Source organism: Streptomyces sp. NRRL F-6676, from assembly GCF_000725625.1.
Taxonomy (GTDB): domain Bacteria; phylum Actinomycetota; class Actinomycetes; order Streptomycetales; family Streptomycetaceae; genus Streptomyces.
The window spans coordinates 1-18,272 of record NZ_JOHS01000042.1; the positions used below are offsets into that span (position 1 = coordinate 1).

The window sequence follows — 18,272 nt, forward strand, 5'->3', positions numbered from 1 at the left end:
GTGAGGCGGTGGCGGGGGGTCCGGGTGGGGGCGGGGGTGACCGCCGAGAGGTGGGGCGGCGGGGTGAGGTTTCTAGTTGGGAGCGGGTTTGGTTGAGCGTGTGGGGGTGATTCCCGTTCCGGGTGTTGCGTATTCGCGTTTCAATGTGTACTGTAGTTATCACGAGGTCGGGGGAACGAAGAACCGGCCGAGAACCACACCACCTGAACCCTGTTGGAGGGGATCTTCATGTCCGGCACCCAGACGTTCACCACCCCGGCCGGTAACACCTACGCCTACACCGTCGAGGCCGGCGAGAACGGCGAGGCCGTCTACGACCTGTCCCAGGTCTTCCAGGACGGCGTGTTCCCGATCGGCTCGGTCGTGGTCCACCCGAACTGGGAGCTGTTCCCGGCCGTCAAGGGTCTGCTGAACGTCCAGTTCGGCAAGGGCAGCCCGGAGGACCGGCACGGCCGGACCGACCTCCCGATGCTCGGTGACGGCGATCTGCCGTACGTCGTCGGCTCCCACCTGGTCAACCCGGCGGACCTGACCGCCGAGACCGACGGCGAGGGCGCGGCGCTGCTGAAGTTCCGCAAGCGGATGCTCGGGGCGGCGTTCCCGACCAACTCCCCGGCCGAGAGCGCGAGCCAGGAGACGTTCGAGAAGGTCCGGGACCTGGTGACCGGTCTGGTCAAGGTCTACCAGGCCGACAAGGACACCGAGGCGCGCGAGGCCGCGTACGAGAACTTCCTCAACGGCAAGCGCGCGGAGGCCGTCGAGGCCGAGATCGGCAAGCTCGACGGCAGGGTCCAGGCGCTCATGATCCAGCGCGCCGCGCTGGTCGAGAAGCTGAACCGCTACAAGGCCGCCTGAGCCCCCACCAACCGCCCGGCGGCCCCAACCCCCCACCCCAGGGCCGCCGGGCCCCACACCGCCCGGCCCCCGGCCCCCACACCCCCCTCCACCAGGGCCCAGGGCCGGGCACCCCACACCAACAGACGCGCGGTACACGCAAGGAGCCCCCGATGACCCGCCCCTCCTTTACCACCCGAGAACTCGAACTCCTCGATGAAGCGCTTGGAGCGCTGAGTGAGATAGCGGGTGAGGCGCTCACTGATGAGGCAGAGACGGAACTTGAAGCCTTGAGCTTCAAGATTCGCCATCTGGGGCCGAAGCCGACGTGCCCCGGGTGGGGCGAGGAGTGCGGCAACGAGACGGAGGGGTCCGACCTCTGCCCCGACTGCCTCATGGCGCGGCTGAACGCGCAGTCCCCCCGAATTCCTCTCTGACTCGTCCCCGCCCGGTGCGGGCGGCCCTATCCCCAAGGGCCGCCCGCACCCCACCACCGGCCCCGCCCCACCAACCCGCCTACCTGGGAGCACTGATGAACCGGAAGATCGGACGCAGGACCGGAATCGTTCTGGGTGCCTTGCTCGGGGGCATCGCCCTTGGCCTTACCTGGTTCGCGTTCCAGGTCTCTATGGACGCTGTGCGCGCCATGCCGGACTTCGGCGCTGTCGCTCCCCCGGGACACAGCTGCCGATAGGGGGTCGCTTCCCACCGGGAATCGGCTCCCACAGGCCGCCCGTGTCGCTCCCGCACGCCCACGGGCTCCGGGCAGTGCAGGCGACAGACACGGGCGGCCCCTGACCGCTACAGATCCCTTGCAGATGGAGAGGACACCCCATGGCCACCGACAAGCTCACCGACCTGCTGGCCCGCGCGGCTGACGGCGACGCCGAGGCCGCCGCCGCGTTCCTGCGAGCGCGGGCGGTCCGGGCCCGCGCGGCGGATCGCGTCACCTGTAGCGCACGGGTTGCCGCTCTGCGGATGATCCGCGCGGACCGGTAGTCCCCTCTGCCCGACCCCCGCCCCTCCTGACGCGCGCCCCTCCCCCACCTCCTTTGCGCGCGCCCCGCTCAGCGTTTCGCTGGGCGGGGTCGCTTGCGTTCCGCGCCGATCTACGACGGCTCAACTCCCCGGCCCACTCGAACCTCGGACCCCGTCTCGGCCTCCTGGCTCCTGTGGCTCGTGGTCCTTCGCGTTTCCCGTTCCTCTGTCCGTCTCCGGTCTCGTGTTCTGTCTGTCTCTCGTGTGGTCGTTGTCTCCTGCGGCTGTCCTCTATCTCCTCAGCTCTTGCGCTTCTGGTTTCTTCGTCTCGCTTGCTGTTGTCGTCTAACTGCTCTCGCTGCTCACTGCCCTCTTTCCTCTTGTTCTGCTGCTCTCCCATCCATGTCGCTTGCTCCTCGCTTCCCGCCGGCTTCCTCCCTCCTGTCGTTCGTCTGTGGCTCTTCGCTAGTGTCCTCAGTGCCCTTGGGGGTCTCGTAGAGAAGTAGTCGGCGCGCTCAGGACCCCTTGACTGTGCCGCTGAAGTGCAAGTTTCCGCGTTGAGGGTGTCGTGTGGGGGCAACTTGTAGGGCAACTTGTAGGGCTACTTGCAAAGCAACTTGAAAGGCAACTTGTAGGGCAACCTGGTGTCGGGCCGTGTGTGCAGAGTCAGGACCGGTCTGTCATGGGGGGGTGATTTCTCCCCTCTTCTTAGGGGGAGAGAAATCACCCCCCGAAGCTGGCTCTTTCAGGGGGGAGAAATCTCCCTCGCGCGGGGAGGGAGATTTCTCAGTACCGCGAGGGGGGAGATTTCTCCCCCTCGCGGGAGGGGGGAGAAATCACAGTCCCAAGGGTGCAGTCCCGGGCGGCTGGCGGCCGCGCAGGGCCGGCAGGCACCTCGGTGTCTGCCGGCCCTGCGCCGCTCGGGTGCAGCGGGTTCACGCGTCCTGTGGCACTACGCTGCTCGTGGCCGGCTCGGAGGCGGGGATGCGACCGTCGAGGCAGAGTTCGCGGTAGCCGGGCGTGTAGGTGAAGCCGTGTCCCTCGCAGGTAGCGCAGTCGAGGGCATGGGTGGTGGGGGCGCCGTAGCAGAGGATCGGTTCCTGGTGGACGGCGGTGTAGATGTCGTCGCCGTGGTGCTCCCAGGTGAGCACGGTGAGGACTTCGCCGGTGCCGGCGCAGCGCCCTGCGCAGTCGTGGGGGTGTGGGTCGACGTCTTCGTCCTGGTCGTCGAAGTCGCGGAAGGCGTCGAGGAGGTAGGCGCGGGCGCGGGGGTCGCTCAGCGTGGGTCGGCGGTCGAAGGCCCGCAGGGCGTGGCCGGCGTTGGCGGCGGCCGCCGCTGTGGCGTTGTCGGTCGGTGCCGCGGTGGCGGCCCAGTCGAGGAGGAGTCCGCGGGTCATGATGTGTAGCCGCTGTTCGCTGGCCACGTCGACGGCGGGGAATCGGGGGGTGCGGCCGAGGTTGGCCCAGGCGTAGGTGTCGAGCATTTGGCGAACCAGCCGGGGGCCGGATCGGCGGAACGTGCGCTGGGGCGGCCGAGAGTCGTCAGTGGCTTGGGGCGCTCGGCATGCGTCGCCGTGGGTGTGGTGGTGGAGTCGGGCGTATTGGGCTCGTAGGTGGTTGAGGCCGTTGTGGGGGTGGTCGTTGAGGGCTAGGCCGTCGACCTCGCGGAGGAGGTCGCCGTGGTCGCGGGCGGCTTCGTAAAGGTCGGGGTCTCGGGTGCGCAGGGCGAGGATGTCGACGAGCGCGCCGGTGTGCAGGAGCTTGAAGCGGCGCAGGGCGGGGACGGCGTTGCTGTCGGGGGCGTGCTCGAGAGCGTCGGTAAGGCGATAGTGCGCCCAACGTGCTTCGAGGATCAGCCGGGTGATGGACGGGCGTTCGTCGCGGTACGCCCTTACAGCGTGTTCGGGGTGGAGGCCGACGGGCACGGGGGTTCCCTTCAGGGTGACGGGGTGAGGTGAGGGGGGCGTTGAAGGCGGGGGCACGATGGTGTCGGGCAGGCGGTGATGGTGGATGTCCTCCGGCGCTACAGCGTTGAGGACACGGTGCGCGGCTCCGGCGGGGGCGTTGGGCAGTGCAGAGACGCGGCCTTGGTCGAGGACGGTGAAGAGGCGTGGTGGCGGGTGGAAGCTGCCCCTGCGCTCCGGCTAGCCGTTCTTCGTCGAGGAGGTGTGCGTAACCCCAGGGGTTCGGTTTCGGGACCGGGCGGCCGTGTGCGATGTCGCGGAGGCGCTCGCGCCGGCGTGGATGTGGCCGAGGCGGTGCAGGGGGCGTGCTGGGCGATAGGTCAGGCCGAGGATGTGGCGCGCACCAAGGACAGTGCGGTCGCCGGGTCAGGCGCCGGCCGAGGGCGAGAGCGAGCAAGGTGGCGGTGGCTCCGAGGACGGTCCCAAGAACGAGGGGCATCTGGTGTCTCCCATTGGATGATGCGGGGCCACCGGGTGGTGGCCCCGCATCGAGGTAGGCGGAGGCGGGTGGTGCTGGGGGTGGGTAACTGGTCGCGTGGCAGCGGGTCGCCGGGGAGAAGGGGGAGTCGTGCGGGTGGGTTCACCAGGGCTCCGGGGGGGTCGCCGGGCTGAAGTGGGGGCGTGGGGTCTCCGTCGGGTGGTCGGTCAGATTCGGTCGTGGAGGTCGGTGCGGTCGTAGGTGTCCTTGGAGACCTTGATCCAGCCGGTGCGGTCACCGTCGCGGAGTTTCAGTTCCCAGGTGCCCGGGTGCCAGCGCTGGCCGGTCTTCTTGCGGCCGACGTACTGGCGCTCGCACCGCTGGGTGGGCTTCGTGCCGCCTGTGGCCGAGTCCGAGCCGGAGGAGTCGGGCTTGGTGGTGCCGGACGTTCCGCCGGACGTGACGGCCTTGCCCGGCTGGGAGCCGCCGTTGGTGTTGCCCTTGCCGGTGCTGTGGCCCGAGCTCTTGCCGCCGCTGGTTCCGCCCGGGCGGGCGGCGAGGGATGTGGTGAAGGAGCTGGTACGGATGGTCGTGCAGTTGTCGCGGTAGACGTCCTCGTACTGGTCAATCCAGGAACCGGCGTAGCCGCGCTTGTCGATGACCTCGCCGTGCTTGATGGGACTGTTGGTGCAGCCGGTGATGATGAGGGCGGTGCTCGCGAGGGCGGTTCCGATCATCAGGGTGCGGGGCGTGGGCACGTTGGGCTCCAGGAGGTGTGTGGGTGCGCTCGTCTGCTACAGGTGTTGTGCGCGAGCGGCGTGTGACACAGAGGCGGAACTTTCTCCGCGATCACCACAGTACATATTGAAATTCCAATACGCAACATCGAGTTGAGGGATAGGCCAGCTCGCGCTGCGCGGTGTTGGTTGGAGCAGCCCTGGCCCTGGGAGCGCGGCTGGACGATCGGTCAGTGCATGGTCTGGATGATCCAGGCGAGCAGGCAGACGACGGCGATGGCCGCCCACATGCGCAGGGCGGACGGGTCCTTAGCGATCGACTTGGCGTTGGACTCGAACACCTCGGCCGTTGGGGTCATGCCGGGGTGGGCGGTGTTCCGGTGTTCGTCCCGCTTGGCGGAGGCCTGGTCCTTCGGCAGCCATCCTGTCGTGACCCCGCACGGGCCGCACTCGTACCGCCATGCCATCGCGGGCCCCCTCCACTGGTCTTGCGGTTGTGGTTCGACGGTACCGGGCGGCCGCGCTCTACGGGACGGGAACAGGCTGATAGGGCACGGTAGATGGGGGTGATAGATGCATCTAGCGTTGGGGTAGATCCGCAGGTCAGGCGGTCGTATATGTGACCGATAGATGGCTGGTCGAGCCCCTGTGGGGGAGGGGAGTGGCAGCCGGCCGGAGGACATTTGTGGACGCCCGGGAGCCCCCTCTGGCCGGCGGCCGAGGGAGCTCCCGGGCGGATGGTTCAGTCGGCCTCTGCAGGAGCCTTGAGGAAGGCCACTTCGGGGGGCGGAGCGGGAGGCTCGGCAGGGGGCGCGGCGGGGGCGTTCGGGGTGAGGTCGGGGACAAGCTGGGCGGGGATCCTCAGGGGCCTGCCGAGGGCCTGCTCGAGGTTCTCGACATGCACACCGAAGTAGTTCCTCCCCTGGATGCCCATCTGGGTCCGGACGGGGATGCCAAGGGACTTGCACTTCTGCCTGAGCATGGGCTCCGTCCAGTCGGCCAGCATGTGCTCCTGGTGGATCCGCTTGAGCAGGGTGTCGGTGTGGACGCCCTTGCGGCCTTGGCGGACGGCGAAGGCGACGCTGTGCTCAATGAACACTGCGAAGGCGGCGTCGGCTTCGGCCGAAGTGGCCTGGGGAGTCGTTTCAGGGCCTCGCTCCCCCGCCATTTCATGATCGTTTACGCTGTCGCTCCCCTGCGGCTCCTCCTCGGATGGGGCATGTGCGGCTTCCAGGGCCTCTACTGTGCGGCCGGCTGACAGGCCGGTGCGGACGGCGACGGTCGTGACGACGACCAGCCCAGTGGCGCTGTAGACGTACCAGAGCCCGGGGTGCTTCTCGCTGAAGTGCAGGGCGACGTAGCCGGCGAGGCCGAGTGCGGTGAGGCGGACGAGGAACCCGCCGCGTTCCTGGTCGCCGGCGCGCAGCCAGGCGCCGACGTAGCGCAGCGCGACCATGGTGGCGCGTACCAGGACCGGGACCTCGCGCACGAACGGGATGTGCTCCAGCCTGATCTTCCGCCGTTCCTGCTTGGTGGTGCTCGTCTTGTCCGGCTGCCTGGTCATGCGCCCACCAGGGACAGTGCGGCGGTGGCGACGGAGATGACCGCCCGCCAGATGGAGCCCTGCGCGGCGGCCATGGCGGCCGCGGTAAGTATTCCCCACAGGGCACCGGTGAACGGCACGATGGGGGCGAAGGCGGACAGCACAAGCAGGATGATCACCACGGCAGTCATGCCGATGGATCCCAGGTCTGGGTTCGCGGCGACCTGGCGCGGGATGTCCTGGACGGCGATGCCGAGGTCGTGGGGCCAGCTGTCGGCGCGCAGGAAGGCGAGCTCGGCGAAGAAGCCGATGGCCTGGGCGGGGCCTCGGGCCAGCTTCTTCTTCCCCTTGCCCCAGATGCCGTAGATGAGGGTGACGATCAGGATGATGCTGACGGCGGTGGCGGACATCGGGCCGAGGGCGCTGGTTCCGGCCGCGGCGGCGAGCGGGGTGGTCACGGGTGTCCTTCAAAGGTGGAGGGCAGGAACAGCAGGACGGCAATGCCGGCGGAGGCGACCGGGATGTGGGTGAGGAAGCGGACGGCGGCGCAGAACGAGGGCAGGCGGTACAGCCACTTCTCCACGAAGGCGGTGATGGCGCCGCCGGCAACCGCGGCGATCAGCATCACGCCGCCGCCGACGATGAACGGGGTGGTGGGCTCGTTGCTGCTGGCGGCAGCGTCGTGCATGACGGCGAGCGTCCACTGGGGCAGGCCGGTGTTCCACTGGGCGGTGAACAAACCCCAGCTCCAGGCGCCGGCGGTCGCGGCCGCTCCGTTGTGGAGGATGAACCGCTGCAACGGGGTGAGCGACACCCACCAGGCGGTGAGAGAGCTGCGGTTGCGGCCGGGGCCGGTCCCCTCCCCTGCGCGTGCCGGCGGCTCCTGGCCTGTGCCGTAGTAGTGGTGATGCACCTCGTAGGTGTCCGGGTCTGGTGCCTGCGGAGCGGCGGTCTTCTGTACGCGGAACCAGTCGGGCTCGTCGCCCTCGAGCTCCGGGAGGTCTTCGTCCGCGTCCGAGGCGGCCGCGCCCTCGGCCTGGTCGTCGTCCTTGTGTCGACGCCAGGGAACACGAGGTGGCCACACCCTCTTCGCCGGCTCACCCGCGGGCTGCGCCTCTGCGGGCCCGGCCGGCTCAGCCGTGGCGTCCTGGCCCTCTGCGGGCATCGGCTCGTCGGCCGGGGCCTGCTGCTCGGGGATGTCCGTGAGGTCGATGGTCTGCCCGGGCACGGGCAGCCGGCCGCCGGGCGACATCGAGATCCGACGGGTGGCACCGGCGGACGTCAGTTCCTGCTCGGGGCGGGCCGCGGCCGGCTCGGGCTCCTCGTCGACGGGCTGCTCGGCGTGACCGAGGGGCCGGACACCGATGCGGGACAAGAGGCGACGCAGCTGCGTCTCGTCGTCCGGGACGCCGCTCTCCGCCTCCGCGGTCTGGGGCGGTTCGCCCTGAGAGGTGTTGGAGTGCGTCCGGTTTCTCCGGCCGCGGGTGGAAGGGGTCGTGCTCACTGCTCGCTCACCTCTCGGGAGATGGGGCGTCGCACGAGGGCGAGGCGGGGCCGGCCGCGCTGCGGGGCGCTGGCCGACCCGGCCGGTCCGGTAGCGGTGACGGGCCGGCGGGCCGGTGCGACGAGGGCGAGGGCCTCGTTGACGTGCTGGTCGAAGGTGGTGGCGGACATGTGTGGTCCTCACGGTCGTGCTCGCGGGCAGCCCTCCTGAGCGCCCTGCGGAGCGGGGCGTCAGGGTCGGCTGCCGGCGGCGGGGACGAGGAGGCCGCTGTCGTGCTGCTCGAAGTGGTCGCCCACGGTCGGGTCGAGGTGGAAGAGCTCGTCGAGGAGCGGCTGCTGGCCAGCCGGCGCCGGGTCGGAATGGAGGTCTTGGCGGCCGGCGGCCGACTGCGGCGGCTCGTTCGCGAGGGCGAGGGCCTGGTCGAAGTGGTCCGGTTCTTCGCCGTCGGCGCCGTGCGCCGCGGGATGGGCGGCCAGCGCCTTGGGCAGCCACTCGGCCTGCGTCTTCAGGAACTTCTCGGCCCGCGGGTTGCCAATGCCGAGGGCTTCGGCGCACTTGTTGATGCCCCAGGCGAACGTGCCGTCATCCTTGCGCGGGACGATCTCGACGAAGGCGGCCATGACCTCCTCGTCGGTCTTCCGCTCCGCAGCCGTGGTCTCATCCTGCTCGGCGTCGACGTCCGGGTGCGGCGAGGCGGTGTTCTCGTCATCGCTGGCGTCCTCGGGCCCACCGCTCTCGGTCATCCTGGCCTTGACCTGTGGCTCTTCGCCGTCGGCGGGGTGGGATGAGGGCGCAGGATGAGGTTCAGTTGCCTGGGATGGGATGGTCGGGATGGTGCCGATCAGGGTGTTGAGGATGCCCTCGAACGCCGCGGGATTGCGCAGGTTCATCCCGGCGATGTCAGCCTGGCGCACACGGAGCTGGAGCCGGGCGACGACGCGTTTCAGGATGACGGGGTCGGAGCATCCCGCTCGTTCGCTGGCATCCTGGGCGCGGGCGTCGGCGTGCATCTCGGCGAGGCGGTATGCCCAGTGGGTCATCCTGCCGCTCCTCTTGACCGCGTCCTGGGCGCGGCGCAGCCGGTACCAGCGGTAGGCGGCCCGGGAGATGCGGACCTCGGTGGTGGCTTCCTCCTGAGCCAGGTCCTGGCGGGCGGCGAGGAGCAGCGCGACGCGGAAGGCCTCGACGGGGTGGAGCAGGCGCACCAGGGCGATGCGGCGGTCCGGGCGTCCGCCCTTGTTGCGGGCGGCGCGGCGCTCCTCGAGGGAGCCGATCTCCCAGAGCACGGCGGCCAGGACTGGCCACACCGCGCGGACGGCGCCGCCGAGGACGGAGTCGGCTTCGGACGCGGAGAAGACGGCGCTGATGCCGGCCAGGGTCCAGAAGAGTGCTCCGGACAGGCCCGGTCCGTCGCCGTCGTGGGCGCGGCGGCGGGCGCGGCGGCCGCAGACCATCGCCGCGACGTCGAGCGCGACGAAGGGCAGGAGGTCGAAGGGGGCATCCAGGCCCATCTGGTGGTGGCCGACCCGGCGCAGACCGGTGGCCGACAGGGCAGCCGCAGCCGCAGCGATGACGACGGTGAGGAGGTCCTCGAACCGGCGCCCGCGGCGGTCGGCGGCCGCGGCCCGCTCGTTGTCAGTGAGCTCGGCCAGGGCCAGGCGGCGCCGGCGCAGGGCGATCGCTGGCCCGAGGGTGAGGACGAGCGTGCCGAGGACGAACTGCCAGCTGCCAAGGAGCTCGGCGAGGTCCGCGCCCTGGGGGGCGAGGTCGGGTGTCACGGGGAGTCCCTCCGGGCAAGGTTGCTGGCCGCATCGGCGGCCCGGGCGCGCAGCGGGTCGCCACTGGGCTGGATCGGGTCCTGGGTGACCCAGGTCCTGAAGGCGTCACGCTCGGCGGTGACCTGACCGAGCAGGACCAGGAGCATCGCGGTGAGCGGGTTGACGGGCGGTACGTCGGTGCCGGCCGGTACGAGGACGGGGAGTAAGAGGACGTCGTCGCGGCGGGCGAGGGCGCTGACCAGGGCGCGGTTGAGGGCGTATGCGTCGTCGGCGGGGTTCATGCGGCGACCGTCCAGCCGGCGGAACGGCGGTGGGCGGCGACGAGCTCGTCGCGGCGCCGGGCGGCCTCGCGGATGTTCTCCATGTTCTCCAGGCGCTTCTCGCGCTTGCCGGAGGTGCCGAGGTACTGACCGGCCAGCCGCTGAACCTCGCGCGCCGCGGCGATGCGGGCCTGCTGCTGCTGGGCGGCGTGCTGGTCCTCAGCGAGGGCCTGGTCGAGCCGGTCACGCTCCATGACGAGCCGGCGCTTGAGCTTCTCGGGGGACAGCCCGCCGCGGATGCCGACGGTGTCGCCCTCACGGAGGGCGAGTTCGGCGCACGCCGCGCGCACCGGGCACACAGAGCAGTGGTCGCGGACGGTCTGGGCACGGCGGCGGCGCCAGTCGGTGTCCGGCTCTCCGTCCCCCTGGTAGAAGTGGCCGATGTCCGGTTCGGCGGTGAGGCAGACCGAGTACTTCATCGCCTGGCGCAGTTGCGGGGTGCGCAGCTCCTGTGCGACGTAGTGGCCGTCCTGCCGATCAAGGAAGCCGCTGGCGACGAGGCTGTCGAGCGGGCCGGTCGAGGCGACGAACTGGGCGATGCTCGCCTCGGCCGAGCCCGGGTTCGGGCGGGAAGTCGGCGGGTGGGCTGCCATCATGGTGTTCACGCGATCTCATCTCCTGTGACGCTCTGGTGGGTGGATGAGGCGCGTTCACGGCCTCCGGGGGGACCAGCCCCGGGGGCCGCTTGCGTTTTCACGCCCCATCTGACTTAACTGACTGCGTCAGTTGAGTCAGATCATGCATGGCGATGCCGATCACGTCAAGGAGAGGGCGGTCGATCACGTGACGAAGCAGCTGTGGCTGGTGCGGCAAGATGTGGGCATGACGTCCCATCACCCGCACGAACGCGCCGCGGCGGCGCTGCGCGCCGACATCACGGCGGGAACGTTCGCCGCCGGCGAGGCGCTGCCCGGGCAGCGGGAGCTCGCGGAGAAGTACGGCGTCGCCCAGAACACGATGGGACAGGCGCTGCGCCTACTGGAGGCCGAGGGGCTGGTCGAGATGGCACCCCGCCGCCGGACCCGGGTGCTGCAGTCGTTCCCGCAGGTGGAGGTGCAGGTCTCCGACGCCGGCCATCTCTGGCCGGTCGACAGCGAGAGCCTCGGCCATACCGACCTTCACGCCGGCGCCAGAGTCGCCAACCAGCAGGCCGCGGAAGCACTCCTCCTCCCCCCCGGCGCGCGGCTCTTCGAGCGCCAGGCCGTCCTGCTCCACACGGGGACCCCCTGGGCCTGGCAGACGCTGTTCACCGCGACCGAGCTGAACTCGGACAGTGGCGGCCACGCCGTCACCGTCGCCCCCTTCGTCACCGGTGGCGCGCGACAGGAGAGCGGGCACAGCAGCCGTTGGTCCGCGCGGCCGGCGACTGCCGAGGAGAACCGGCTGCTCCGGGGTCACAGCCTGACGGTCCTGGAGGTCCGCAGAGTCGGATACGTCGAGGAACGCCCCAATACATACCTGTTGACGGTCGTACGGGCAGATCGAGCGACCATCCTCACGGGAAGCTCCAGTTCGTAGCCCTCTGCCCCAACTGCCCTTTTTTGTTAGTACTTTTCGACGCCAAGCGGAGAACGCGCCGACAGCGTGTGCGCGACGGCTGTCAGGGGATAGGGTGACTTTCGCTTGATCCAATACGCCTCACCTCGGGCCCCCGGTGCACAGCGCCGAGGATGAGCCCGGTGAACCGAGAAGGCGGTTCTCCCATGAGCAGCACCGCACAGCTTCTGAGCGGCTCCGCCGCCCCGGGCGCGATGCTGCCATGGGCGCCGTCCGGCGCGATCGGGCCCAGAGATGCGAAAGCCCCCTGGAAGGGGGAGTTGAGGATGTCGTAGACCTTCCGGGCGGGCACCTCTAGCAAAGGCTGCTCCTCGCCCCTCTCCACCGGCTTCGGAGTTAGCGGCTCCTCTGCCGGCCGTCACCGCTCAGTCCTGGGTTAGCGGCCCAGTTTTGAGCGAGGGCCAGACCGAATGGTCCGGCAATCACTGCCTCCAGCAGCAATCCCCCCGAAGGGGTTTGTCGTTTCCCGGGGCAACCCGGGAGAACGGGGTCCATCTTGCAGTACACCCATGCCCTTTGTCAGCTCGGACGCCACCGAAGCAACCCGATCGCGATGGTTATTCGCCCGTCCGTGACGCCAACGCCACGCTCCGTTCCCACTCTCGCGGCCAGCGCTCCCGCCGGGATCCGTCGTGGCCCAGCTCGGTCCAGTGGCCGGCCCTTGACCAGCTCCAGCCGGCACCCCTTGACCAACAAGGCCGATGCCTCGCTCCCCACAGCTGGCCGATGTCCCTTCACGGGCTTGGTCAAGGGGCTGGTCAAGGGGGCCCGCCGCCACCCCGGACACCCCCTTGACGCGCAGGTCACAGGCTTGCCAGGGATTTTCTCGGCCCGACTGTCACACCGTCGGCTTTTTCGACACCCGTAGCAGCTGAAGGGCCCTTTCCTTCAGCTTCCGCCCGAGTGCCTCTGGCCAGACCCCAGACCGCGCGTCCCCGCCGGACGCCGTCGAGACCCAGCGCACACGAGTCGCCGCCCCGCGGCGCCGGTGCGCCAGGAGAAGCGTGCCCCGCACAACAGCAGTACCGAACAGCCCGCCGCCAGCGGGCGATCAGGCGCGCCCGCAGCGCCGCCAGCGGGTCAAGGTGCCCCTGCGCCTCGTCACCAACCCGCACTACGCCGACGTCGCGGTGACCACGTACGTGAAGATCGCCGCGTTGGCCTCACGTCCCGAGGGCTGCACGGCGGCGACTGCGACCATCGCGGAGTACGTCGGCCTGTCGAAGGCCTCCGTCGAACGCGGCATGACGCAGCTGATGCGCCCCGGGCCCGACGGCGTAGTCGAGCTGTCCTCGACCCGCCGTTCCCTGCCCGGCGGATGCGGCACCTCGGCGGTGCGCCGTACCCGGCCGCTGTCCGCGACCGAGCGATTCGTGTGGATCCCGGTGGCCGCGGCCGAGGACCTCACCCCGCGCCAGCTGCGCGCGTACGCGCTCATCGCCTACGCCCAGGCCCAGAAGATCCCGCTCACCGAGTCGGAAATCGCAGGGGCGCTCCACCACCACAGCGGCCAGCGGGCCGGACAGCCGCTCACCACCGCGGCAGCCGGTGCGATCGTCGACGAGCTGGAAGCAACGCGGTGGATCACCGTGGAGCGGCGGGCCGGCGTGCGCGGCCGCCACCACTTCATCGCTCACGACATCCCGTCCGCCGCCCAGGACCTGCCCTGTGGACAACCGTCCCCCACGGGCGTCGCGCCCTCCTCCACCTCTGCTCCTGGTGAGGGATCGGGTTCCTCGGCTGGTGCGGGATCACTCGCGACTAAGGAAGAACCTAGGACTGACCGACCTGATGACGAGCGCGCACTCTTCTCACCCGCCGTAGGCGAGGTACAGGTAGGTGAAGGTGTGGAAAACCGCTGTGCTCGACTGCCACACGACTCCGGCGAAGACGGCCTCGCGCTGCGCGCGGATGACCACCAGACCCCCTTGACCACCCCCTTGACCAACCCCAGCGGCTCCTACGACGGGCCCGGGCTGACCGTCAGCGCCCGGGTCCACGCCGTCCTCGAGCCGGTGCACTGGCTCTTCCGGCAGACCAGCGTCTACATGCAGCGGCGCATCGCCAGGGAGGTCGGCCGCCAGTTGCGCTCCGGCATCGACGACGCCCGGCTGCGGCAGCGGCTGGAGACACGGGTCTGTCGCACCTTCACCGACGAGATCCGCGATCCCGGCCGGTGGATCCTCGGTGTCGGCCTGCCCCGCTGGGGCTGCGGCATCTTCGACTGCGAAGCCGGCGTCCTGTGGAGCAGCGGCCGCCGGTGCTCAGTGTGCGAGGAGATCGTCCGTGACCGGCGCCGCGCCACGGCTCAGCCCGAGGCGCCCACTCCCGCCATCGTCCATCCTGTCCCTGCTCCTGTTCCCGTCCAGCCGTCCGCTCTCGCGGCTCCCCGGGGCCGGTGCCCGGAGTGCGGCTGCGCCGTCCTGGTGCTGAACCGCGCCCAGCCAGCCCCCCGGTGCAAGCCCTGCCGAGAGGAGCACGAGGGTGGACGGGCAAGTGGTCCGCCCCCGTCGGCACACCCCGAAGTGTGCGCGGGATGGGACGGCAGTGGATGCACCCGTCCGGCCCTCGGCTCCACCGGCCTCTGTGTCCGATGCCGGACCCGCCGGATGGAGCGGGCCGCATCATGAGCCGCCCACTTCACCCGTCGAGACTCACCACTCCCGGGTCGCCCCGGGCCACCTCCACCGGAACGCGTCCCACTCCGCAGGCGCCGAAGGAGCAGAGCTCGGCATCAACCGCACCGCAGCGCCGTCGGCCGTTCCGGACATCGGGGCCGCGGGCATGGTCGACGTCCCGGCACCGGACCAAGGTTTCTCGTAGCGCCACGGCCCCCTTGACCGGCCTTCCCCACCCGCCGGGCTCCTCCTTGACGCGCGGTCCGGGTCAAGGGGAAACCTGACCGTCCAGTGCCGCAGCACCTCGAAGTCACCATCGTGGAGTGGCGCCGAGGGTCGCGGCCGCCGGATGAGTGGACGCCACCGAGGCCGATGCGTCGGCCCCATCCATCCCGGTCCACTCGCGCAACCGCCATCCATCGCCCGCCGCCGCGCACTGAGTGGGCTCCACCGTGTGCGCGGTGGAGCCCACTCAGTGGAGTGGAGTGAGGCCCGACCCCCGCCATCGGGTGTCGCTCATCGGCCACTCCCCCCGGTGGACGACACCCAATGCACCGGCCGGCCCGGTCTCCACTCAGTGGCCTCCACTCGATGCCCCCGGATCCCCTCGCACCGGTAGCACCCGCCGATGGGACCCGGCGGACAAGGCGAGAGACGACGAATGCCCGAAGCACAGAAGGGATCGTGGAGAGCGGGAGCATCCGTCCAGGACGTCCGCCGACGGCACCCTCTGTCAGAGCCCCTCTGCCCTCTCGCCCCCTTGACCATCTGCCTCGCGCAGGTTGCCCCACCCCCTTGACCGGCCTCCGTTCCACCCCTTGACCACCGGCCGTGGCCCTGCCGTTTCCCCTTGACCTCGGCCCAGGTCAAGGGGAAACCCGGCGGGGCCAGCCGATCAGCGGACGAACGACAGTGCGGACAGGCTTCCTCCCGGGCGAGCACCGGGGCGGGCGGAACACCGTGCAGGGGTGATGGGGGTCCGGGGCTTCAGCACGACCTCGCGGTGGCGTCCATCGCAATGGACCGAAGTGTGGGTGGACGGCGCAGCGCGAGGCCTGAGTGCGGATGGACCCGAGCACCCCGCGATGGGGCCGGCCCATCCACTCGATGTACTCCATCCAATCCAGTGGACCGGAGTGGGCAACCGGCGCCGGAGTCCACCCACAGAGTGGAGGGTGGACTCCATCCGGGGCTCCGCGCACACCTTGGTGCCCACCCGATGGAGAGCCGGCCGCGCCATCGGGTGTCGTCCACCGGCCAGCCAACCCCAGTGGGCGACACCCAGCCGCCCACCCACACAGTGGGCTCCGCCCGGTCGCGAGAGGCCAAAGCGGAAGGCCGCCCGAAGTGTCGGTGGAAGGTGAAGCGGAGCGTGCCACACACCGAGACGGCCCCCAGCGAGCATCTGCTGACGGCGCCCTCCGGCCGCCCTTGCCCACCTGCACTGCGCAGGCTCCCCACCCCCTTGACCGGCCTCCGTTCCACCCCTTGACCACCGGCCGTGGCCCTGCCGTTTCCCCTTGACCTCGGCCCAGGTCAAGGGGAAACCCGGCGCGAGCCGTGGGTCGATCTGCTGGGACCAACCTGCGGATGAGCATCGTGGCCGCAGGGCTTCATCCCCGGCACGCACCGAGCGCCCCGGCGGCGATGGCGGCAGCCCGAGCCTTCGATGGCGTCCATCGCGATGGGTGGATGGGTGGATGTGGGAGCACCGAGCCCACTGGGTGGCCACCACATGGACGTACGCGAGCGCCGCGACAGAGGCGCGGTCCATCCACTCGGTAGGCTCCATCCACTGCCAGTGGCCTCCACTCCTGCCCCTGGTCGGAGTGCGGCCACACCCCCATCCACCCGCCCAGTGGACGCCCCTTGCCCACTCCGCCCGCCCTTGACCATGGCCCTCCTGCTCACCCAGACACCCGGAGCGGGCCGAGCCCTAGACTCATAAACCCTTGACATCGTTTAGGGTTTACGCCAGAGTATCTCTAGACGGTGTTTAGGGATTTGGGGTAAGTTGGATGAACAGCAAGGACGTCCGGCAGCTCATCAAGAAGCTGAAGGCTCAGGGCTTCGAGGCCACCCCGACTAAGGGCGGCCATTGGCTGGTGAAGAAGGGCAGCGTTCGAGTCACCACACTGCCGGGCACGCCGTCTGACCCACGCAGCCTGAAGAACTGCATCGCCGCCCTCAAGCGGCACGGATACACCCCGTAGACCACGGGGCCCGCCCGGCAAACCGGGCGGGCCCCCCAACCGCCCCCACCGAGAACTGGAGACGATCATGACCCAGGCATGGAGCATCTACGTCGAGCTCGGCTGCTGCGATGCTCCGGACGACCTCTACGACGACCTGCACGACCGGCTTGCCACCGCCCATCCCGCCGTCGGCACCGCTCCCAACGGCAACCTGTCCGTGCGCATCTTCGTAGAGGCATCCACCGCCCGGCAGGCCGTCGACACCGGCCTGAAGACCGTCTCCGCTGCCCTGAAGGACCTCGGCGTCACCGCCCCCGTTGTGGGCGTCGAAGCCATCACCGAAGCCGAACTGGACCGCCGCAACGCCGAGAAGGACGTCCCGGCACTCGCCGGCGTCGGCGAGATCGCCGAACTCTTCGGCGTCACCCGGGGCCGCGCTGGACAGCTCACCAAGCGCGACGACTTTCCCCCTGCGGTCGCCATCCTGAAGTCCGGACCGATCTACGTGAAGGAGCAGGTACAGGCCTTCGGACAGCGCTGGGACCGCAAGGGAGGCCGTCCGGCGAAGCCCGTCGTCCTGACCGAGGCGGAGAAGGTTCTGCTTGCGGCGCTCCGGGATGCACAGGCCGCACGCTCCCGCGCGACCGTGGGCTGGGCGGAGCAGGGGGGCCAGCTCGTCGTCACGAGCGGAGAGGGTCGTGCCATCGTGGTGGAGCTGAAGGGCTCCTCGACCGGCGAGGCGCAGCTCCCCGATGAGGTCATCGAGAAGCTCTCGAAGGAGAAGTTGGTCAGCGTGACCCGCCGCAGCGACGAGCTGGATGTCGAACTGACGGCGAAGGGTGAGAAGCACGCCGCCGAGATGTGAATGGCGGACAACCGACGAAGGCCCGCCCCGGCATTGGCATCGGGGCGGGCCTCCGCACGTTCCGGGGGACCACGCCGGCAACTCACGGGGTCCACTCCCACCGCGGGCACTGCGTACTGAGTGGGCTCCATCCAGTGCTCCGCGGTCTGATGGAGCCACTCGGTGGAAAGCCACCCGCCCATCGCGGTGTCGTCCATCGGCCCGCACCACCTGGTCGACGAAACCGCATGGGCCGGGTCTTGCCCACCCACACAGTGGGCTCCATCCAACCCGGTGCACCGGTGGCGTCCATCGATGACGCACGGTGGACGAGGCGGGGAGCGGCATATGCCCCCACCCGGAGTGGGTCTCAGGCAGGCGGCTTCTGGTGATGCCTCCTCTGCCGTTCCCACCCCCTTGACCGGCCTCCCTTCCACCCCTTGACCACAGGCCTGCGCCTCTGCTGTTTCCCCTTGACCTCGGCCCAGGTCAAGGGGAAACAGCAGAGGCGTTCCCAACCCAGAACCGCGGAGGCTGGCGCACTGCACCGGCACGGGCGGGCGGCCGGTCCAATGGGGCCGGGAGTGTCTCGCCCTTCGCGCACGGAGCGGTACGGAACGACGTCCGGATGTGACGGCGGGCCGCGGGTCTCCCCCCCGAGCTGGCGATGGGGTCCATCGCGATGGCGATGGGTGGATGGGTGGGAGCGCCGAGCCCACTGGGTGGCCACTGCGTGGACGTGCGCAAGTTCCGCGACGAGCGGCGCGGTCCATCCATTCAGTGGGCTCCATCCGATCCGGTGGATGGAGCCGGCGCCGAAGTTCGTCCACTCCACCCCGGCCCCGGCCGGAGTGGGGCGCGCACCTCCGTCCACCCCACGCGGTGGGCGTCCCCCCTTGACCACTCCGCCCACCCCTTGACCACGGCCCCCTTGCCCACCTGGGCCACTCAGGTGCCGGGGCCCGTTTCCCCTTGACCTCGT

General features: G+C 70.1%; 17 protein-coding genes. 7 read left to right on the forward strand and 10 right to left on the reverse strand.

Annotation, left to right across the window (positions count from 1 at the left end; genetic code table 11):
* The first annotated feature begins 228 nt into the window (after positions 1-228).
* From IO29_RS23245 to IO29_RS38610, 3 genes are all read left to right on the forward strand, one after another.
* Positions 229-855 carry a DUF4200 domain-containing protein gene (locus tag IO29_RS23245; RefSeq protein WP_024126899.1) on the forward strand — a complete coding sequence of 209 codons (627 nt, stop codon included), beginning with the start codon at positions 229-231 and terminating at the stop codon, positions 853-855.
* Positions 856-1,007: 152 nt separating this feature from the next.
* A complete protein-coding gene (locus tag IO29_RS23250; RefSeq protein WP_030381373.1) occupies positions 1,008-1,271 on the forward strand; it encodes a hypothetical protein in 264 nt (87 codons plus the stop codon).
* 397 nt (positions 1,272-1,668) lie between these two features.
* Positions 1,669-1,833 carry a hypothetical protein gene (locus tag IO29_RS38610; protein ID WP_158709366.1) on the forward strand — a complete coding sequence of 55 codons (165 nt, stop codon included), beginning with the start codon at positions 1,669-1,671 and terminating at the stop codon, positions 1,831-1,833.
* A gap of 914 nt (positions 1,834-2,747) precedes the next feature.
* On the opposite strand, the gene IO29_RS36865 is transcribed toward IO29_RS38610, so the two are convergent.
* From IO29_RS36865 to IO29_RS23300, 10 genes are all read right to left on the reverse strand, one after another.
* Positions 2,748-3,737: a hypothetical protein gene (locus tag IO29_RS36865; protein WP_078618409.1), complete on the reverse strand. Its 990-nt coding sequence runs from the start codon at positions 3,735-3,737 to the stop codon at positions 2,748-2,750.
* A gap of 684 nt (positions 3,738-4,421) precedes the next feature.
* On the reverse strand, positions 4,422-4,952 hold the full coding sequence (locus tag IO29_RS23265) for a hypothetical protein (RefSeq protein ID WP_030381376.1): 531 nt from the start codon (positions 4,950-4,952) through the stop codon (positions 4,422-4,424).
* A 209-nt stretch (positions 4,953-5,161) separates the two neighbouring features.
* Positions 5,162-5,398: a hypothetical protein gene (locus IO29_RS23270; RefSeq protein WP_030381377.1), complete on the reverse strand. Its 237-nt coding sequence runs from the start codon at positions 5,396-5,398 to the stop codon at positions 5,162-5,164.
* Between the two features lie 275 nt (positions 5,399-5,673).
* Positions 5,674-6,495, reverse strand: coding sequence for a hypothetical protein (locus IO29_RS23275; protein ID WP_233435938.1), 822 nt, complete (start codon positions 6,493-6,495; stop codon positions 5,674-5,676).
* Positions 6,492-6,932, reverse strand: a complete 441-nt coding sequence (locus IO29_RS23280) for a hypothetical protein (protein WP_030381379.1) — start codon at positions 6,930-6,932, stop codon at positions 6,492-6,494. The genes IO29_RS23275 and IO29_RS23280 overlap by 4 nt, the downstream gene beginning before the upstream one ends.
* The gene (locus IO29_RS23285) at positions 6,929-7,978 is read right to left on the reverse strand and encodes a hypothetical protein (protein WP_033226248.1); all 1,050 of its coding nucleotides are present in this window, start codon (positions 7,976-7,978) and stop codon (positions 6,929-6,931) included. Before IO29_RS23285 ends, IO29_RS23280 begins: the two co-directional genes overlap by 4 nt.
* Positions 7,975-8,148, reverse strand: a complete 174-nt coding sequence (locus IO29_RS39035; RefSeq protein ID WP_167353438.1) for a hypothetical protein — start codon at positions 8,146-8,148, stop codon at positions 7,975-7,977. The genes IO29_RS23285 and IO29_RS39035 overlap by 4 nt, the downstream gene beginning before the upstream one ends.
* A 60-nt stretch (positions 8,149-8,208) precedes the next feature.
* On the reverse strand, positions 8,209-9,756 hold the full coding sequence (locus IO29_RS23290; protein ID WP_030381381.1) for a DUF2637 domain-containing protein: 1,548 nt from the start codon (positions 9,754-9,756) through the stop codon (positions 8,209-8,211).
* Entirely contained in the window at positions 9,753-10,037 is a 285-nt protein-coding gene (locus IO29_RS23295) for a hypothetical protein (protein ID WP_030381382.1), read from the reverse strand. The genes IO29_RS23290 and IO29_RS23295 overlap by 4 nt, the downstream gene beginning before the upstream one ends.
* Positions 10,034-10,672, reverse strand: a complete 639-nt coding sequence (locus IO29_RS23300) for a WhiB family transcriptional regulator (protein WP_234307602.1) — start codon at positions 10,670-10,672, stop codon at positions 10,034-10,036. The genes IO29_RS23295 and IO29_RS23300 overlap by 4 nt, the downstream gene beginning before the upstream one ends.
* A gap of 226 nt (positions 10,673-10,898) precedes the next feature.
* Here IO29_RS23300 and IO29_RS35655 point away from each other — a divergent pair, with 226 nt between their 5' ends.
* The 4 genes from IO29_RS35655 (at position 10,899) to IO29_RS35660 (ending at position 17,311) form a co-directional block, all read left to right on the forward strand.
* Positions 10,899-11,594: a GntR family transcriptional regulator gene (locus IO29_RS35655; RefSeq protein ID WP_233435937.1), complete on the forward strand. Its 696-nt coding sequence runs from the start codon at positions 10,899-10,901 to the stop codon at positions 11,592-11,594.
* A 1,043-nt stretch (positions 11,595-12,637) separates the two neighbouring features.
* Positions 12,638-14,263, forward strand: coding sequence for an SMC-Scp complex subunit ScpB (locus IO29_RS23315; protein ID WP_234307594.1), 1,626 nt, complete (start codon positions 12,638-12,640; stop codon positions 14,261-14,263).
* A gap of 2,006 nt (positions 14,264-16,269) precedes the next feature.
* Positions 16,270-16,464: a type II toxin-antitoxin system HicA family toxin gene (locus tag IO29_RS23320; protein ID WP_030381387.1), complete on the forward strand. Its 195-nt coding sequence runs from the start codon at positions 16,270-16,272 to the stop codon at positions 16,462-16,464.
* A 67-nt stretch (positions 16,465-16,531) separates the two neighbouring features.
* Positions 16,532-17,311, forward strand: a complete 780-nt coding sequence (locus tag IO29_RS35660) for a hypothetical protein (protein WP_051707853.1) — start codon at positions 16,532-16,534, stop codon at positions 17,309-17,311.
* The last annotated feature ends 961 nt before the right edge of the window (positions 17,312-18,272 follow it).

What these genes read in the sequence shown, in the direction of transcription:
- IO29_RS23275 (WP_233435938.1), bottom strand. Translation starts at nt 6,495, where the DNA reads ATGACCAGGCAGCCGGACAAGACGAGCACCACCAAGCAGGAACGGCGG.
- IO29_RS39035 (WP_167353438.1), bottom strand. Translation starts at nt 8,148, where the DNA reads ATGTCCGCCACCACCTTCGACCAGCACGTCAACGAGGCCCTCGCCCTC.
- IO29_RS35655 (WP_233435937.1), top strand. Translation starts at nt 10,899, where the DNA reads ATGACGTCCCATCACCCGCACGAACGCGCCGCGGCGGCGCTGCGCGCC.
- IO29_RS23300 (WP_234307602.1), bottom strand. Translation starts at nt 10,672, where the DNA reads ATGATGGCAGCCCACCCGCCGACTTCCCGCCCGAACCCGGGCTCGGCC.
- IO29_RS38610 (WP_158709366.1), top strand. Translation starts at nt 1,669, where the DNA reads ATGGCCACCGACAAGCTCACCGACCTGCTGGCCCGCGCGGCTGACGGC.
- IO29_RS23295 (WP_030381382.1), bottom strand. Translation starts at nt 10,037, where the DNA reads ATGAACCCCGCCGACGACGCATACGCCCTCAACCGCGCCCTGGTCAGC.
- IO29_RS23250 (WP_030381373.1), top strand. Translation starts at nt 1,008, where the DNA reads ATGACCCGCCCCTCCTTTACCACCCGAGAACTCGAACTCCTCGATGAA.
- IO29_RS35660 (WP_051707853.1), top strand. Translation starts at nt 16,532, where the DNA reads ATGACCCAGGCATGGAGCATCTACGTCGAGCTCGGCTGCTGCGATGCT.
- IO29_RS23270 (WP_030381377.1), bottom strand. Translation starts at nt 5,398, where the DNA reads ATGGCATGGCGGTACGAGTGCGGCCCGTGCGGGGTCACGACAGGATGG.
- IO29_RS23320 (WP_030381387.1), top strand. Translation starts at nt 16,270, where the DNA reads ATGAACAGCAAGGACGTCCGGCAGCTCATCAAGAAGCTGAAGGCTCAG.
- IO29_RS23245 (WP_024126899.1), top strand. Translation starts at nt 229, where the DNA reads ATGTCCGGCACCCAGACGTTCACCACCCCGGCCGGTAACACCTACGCC.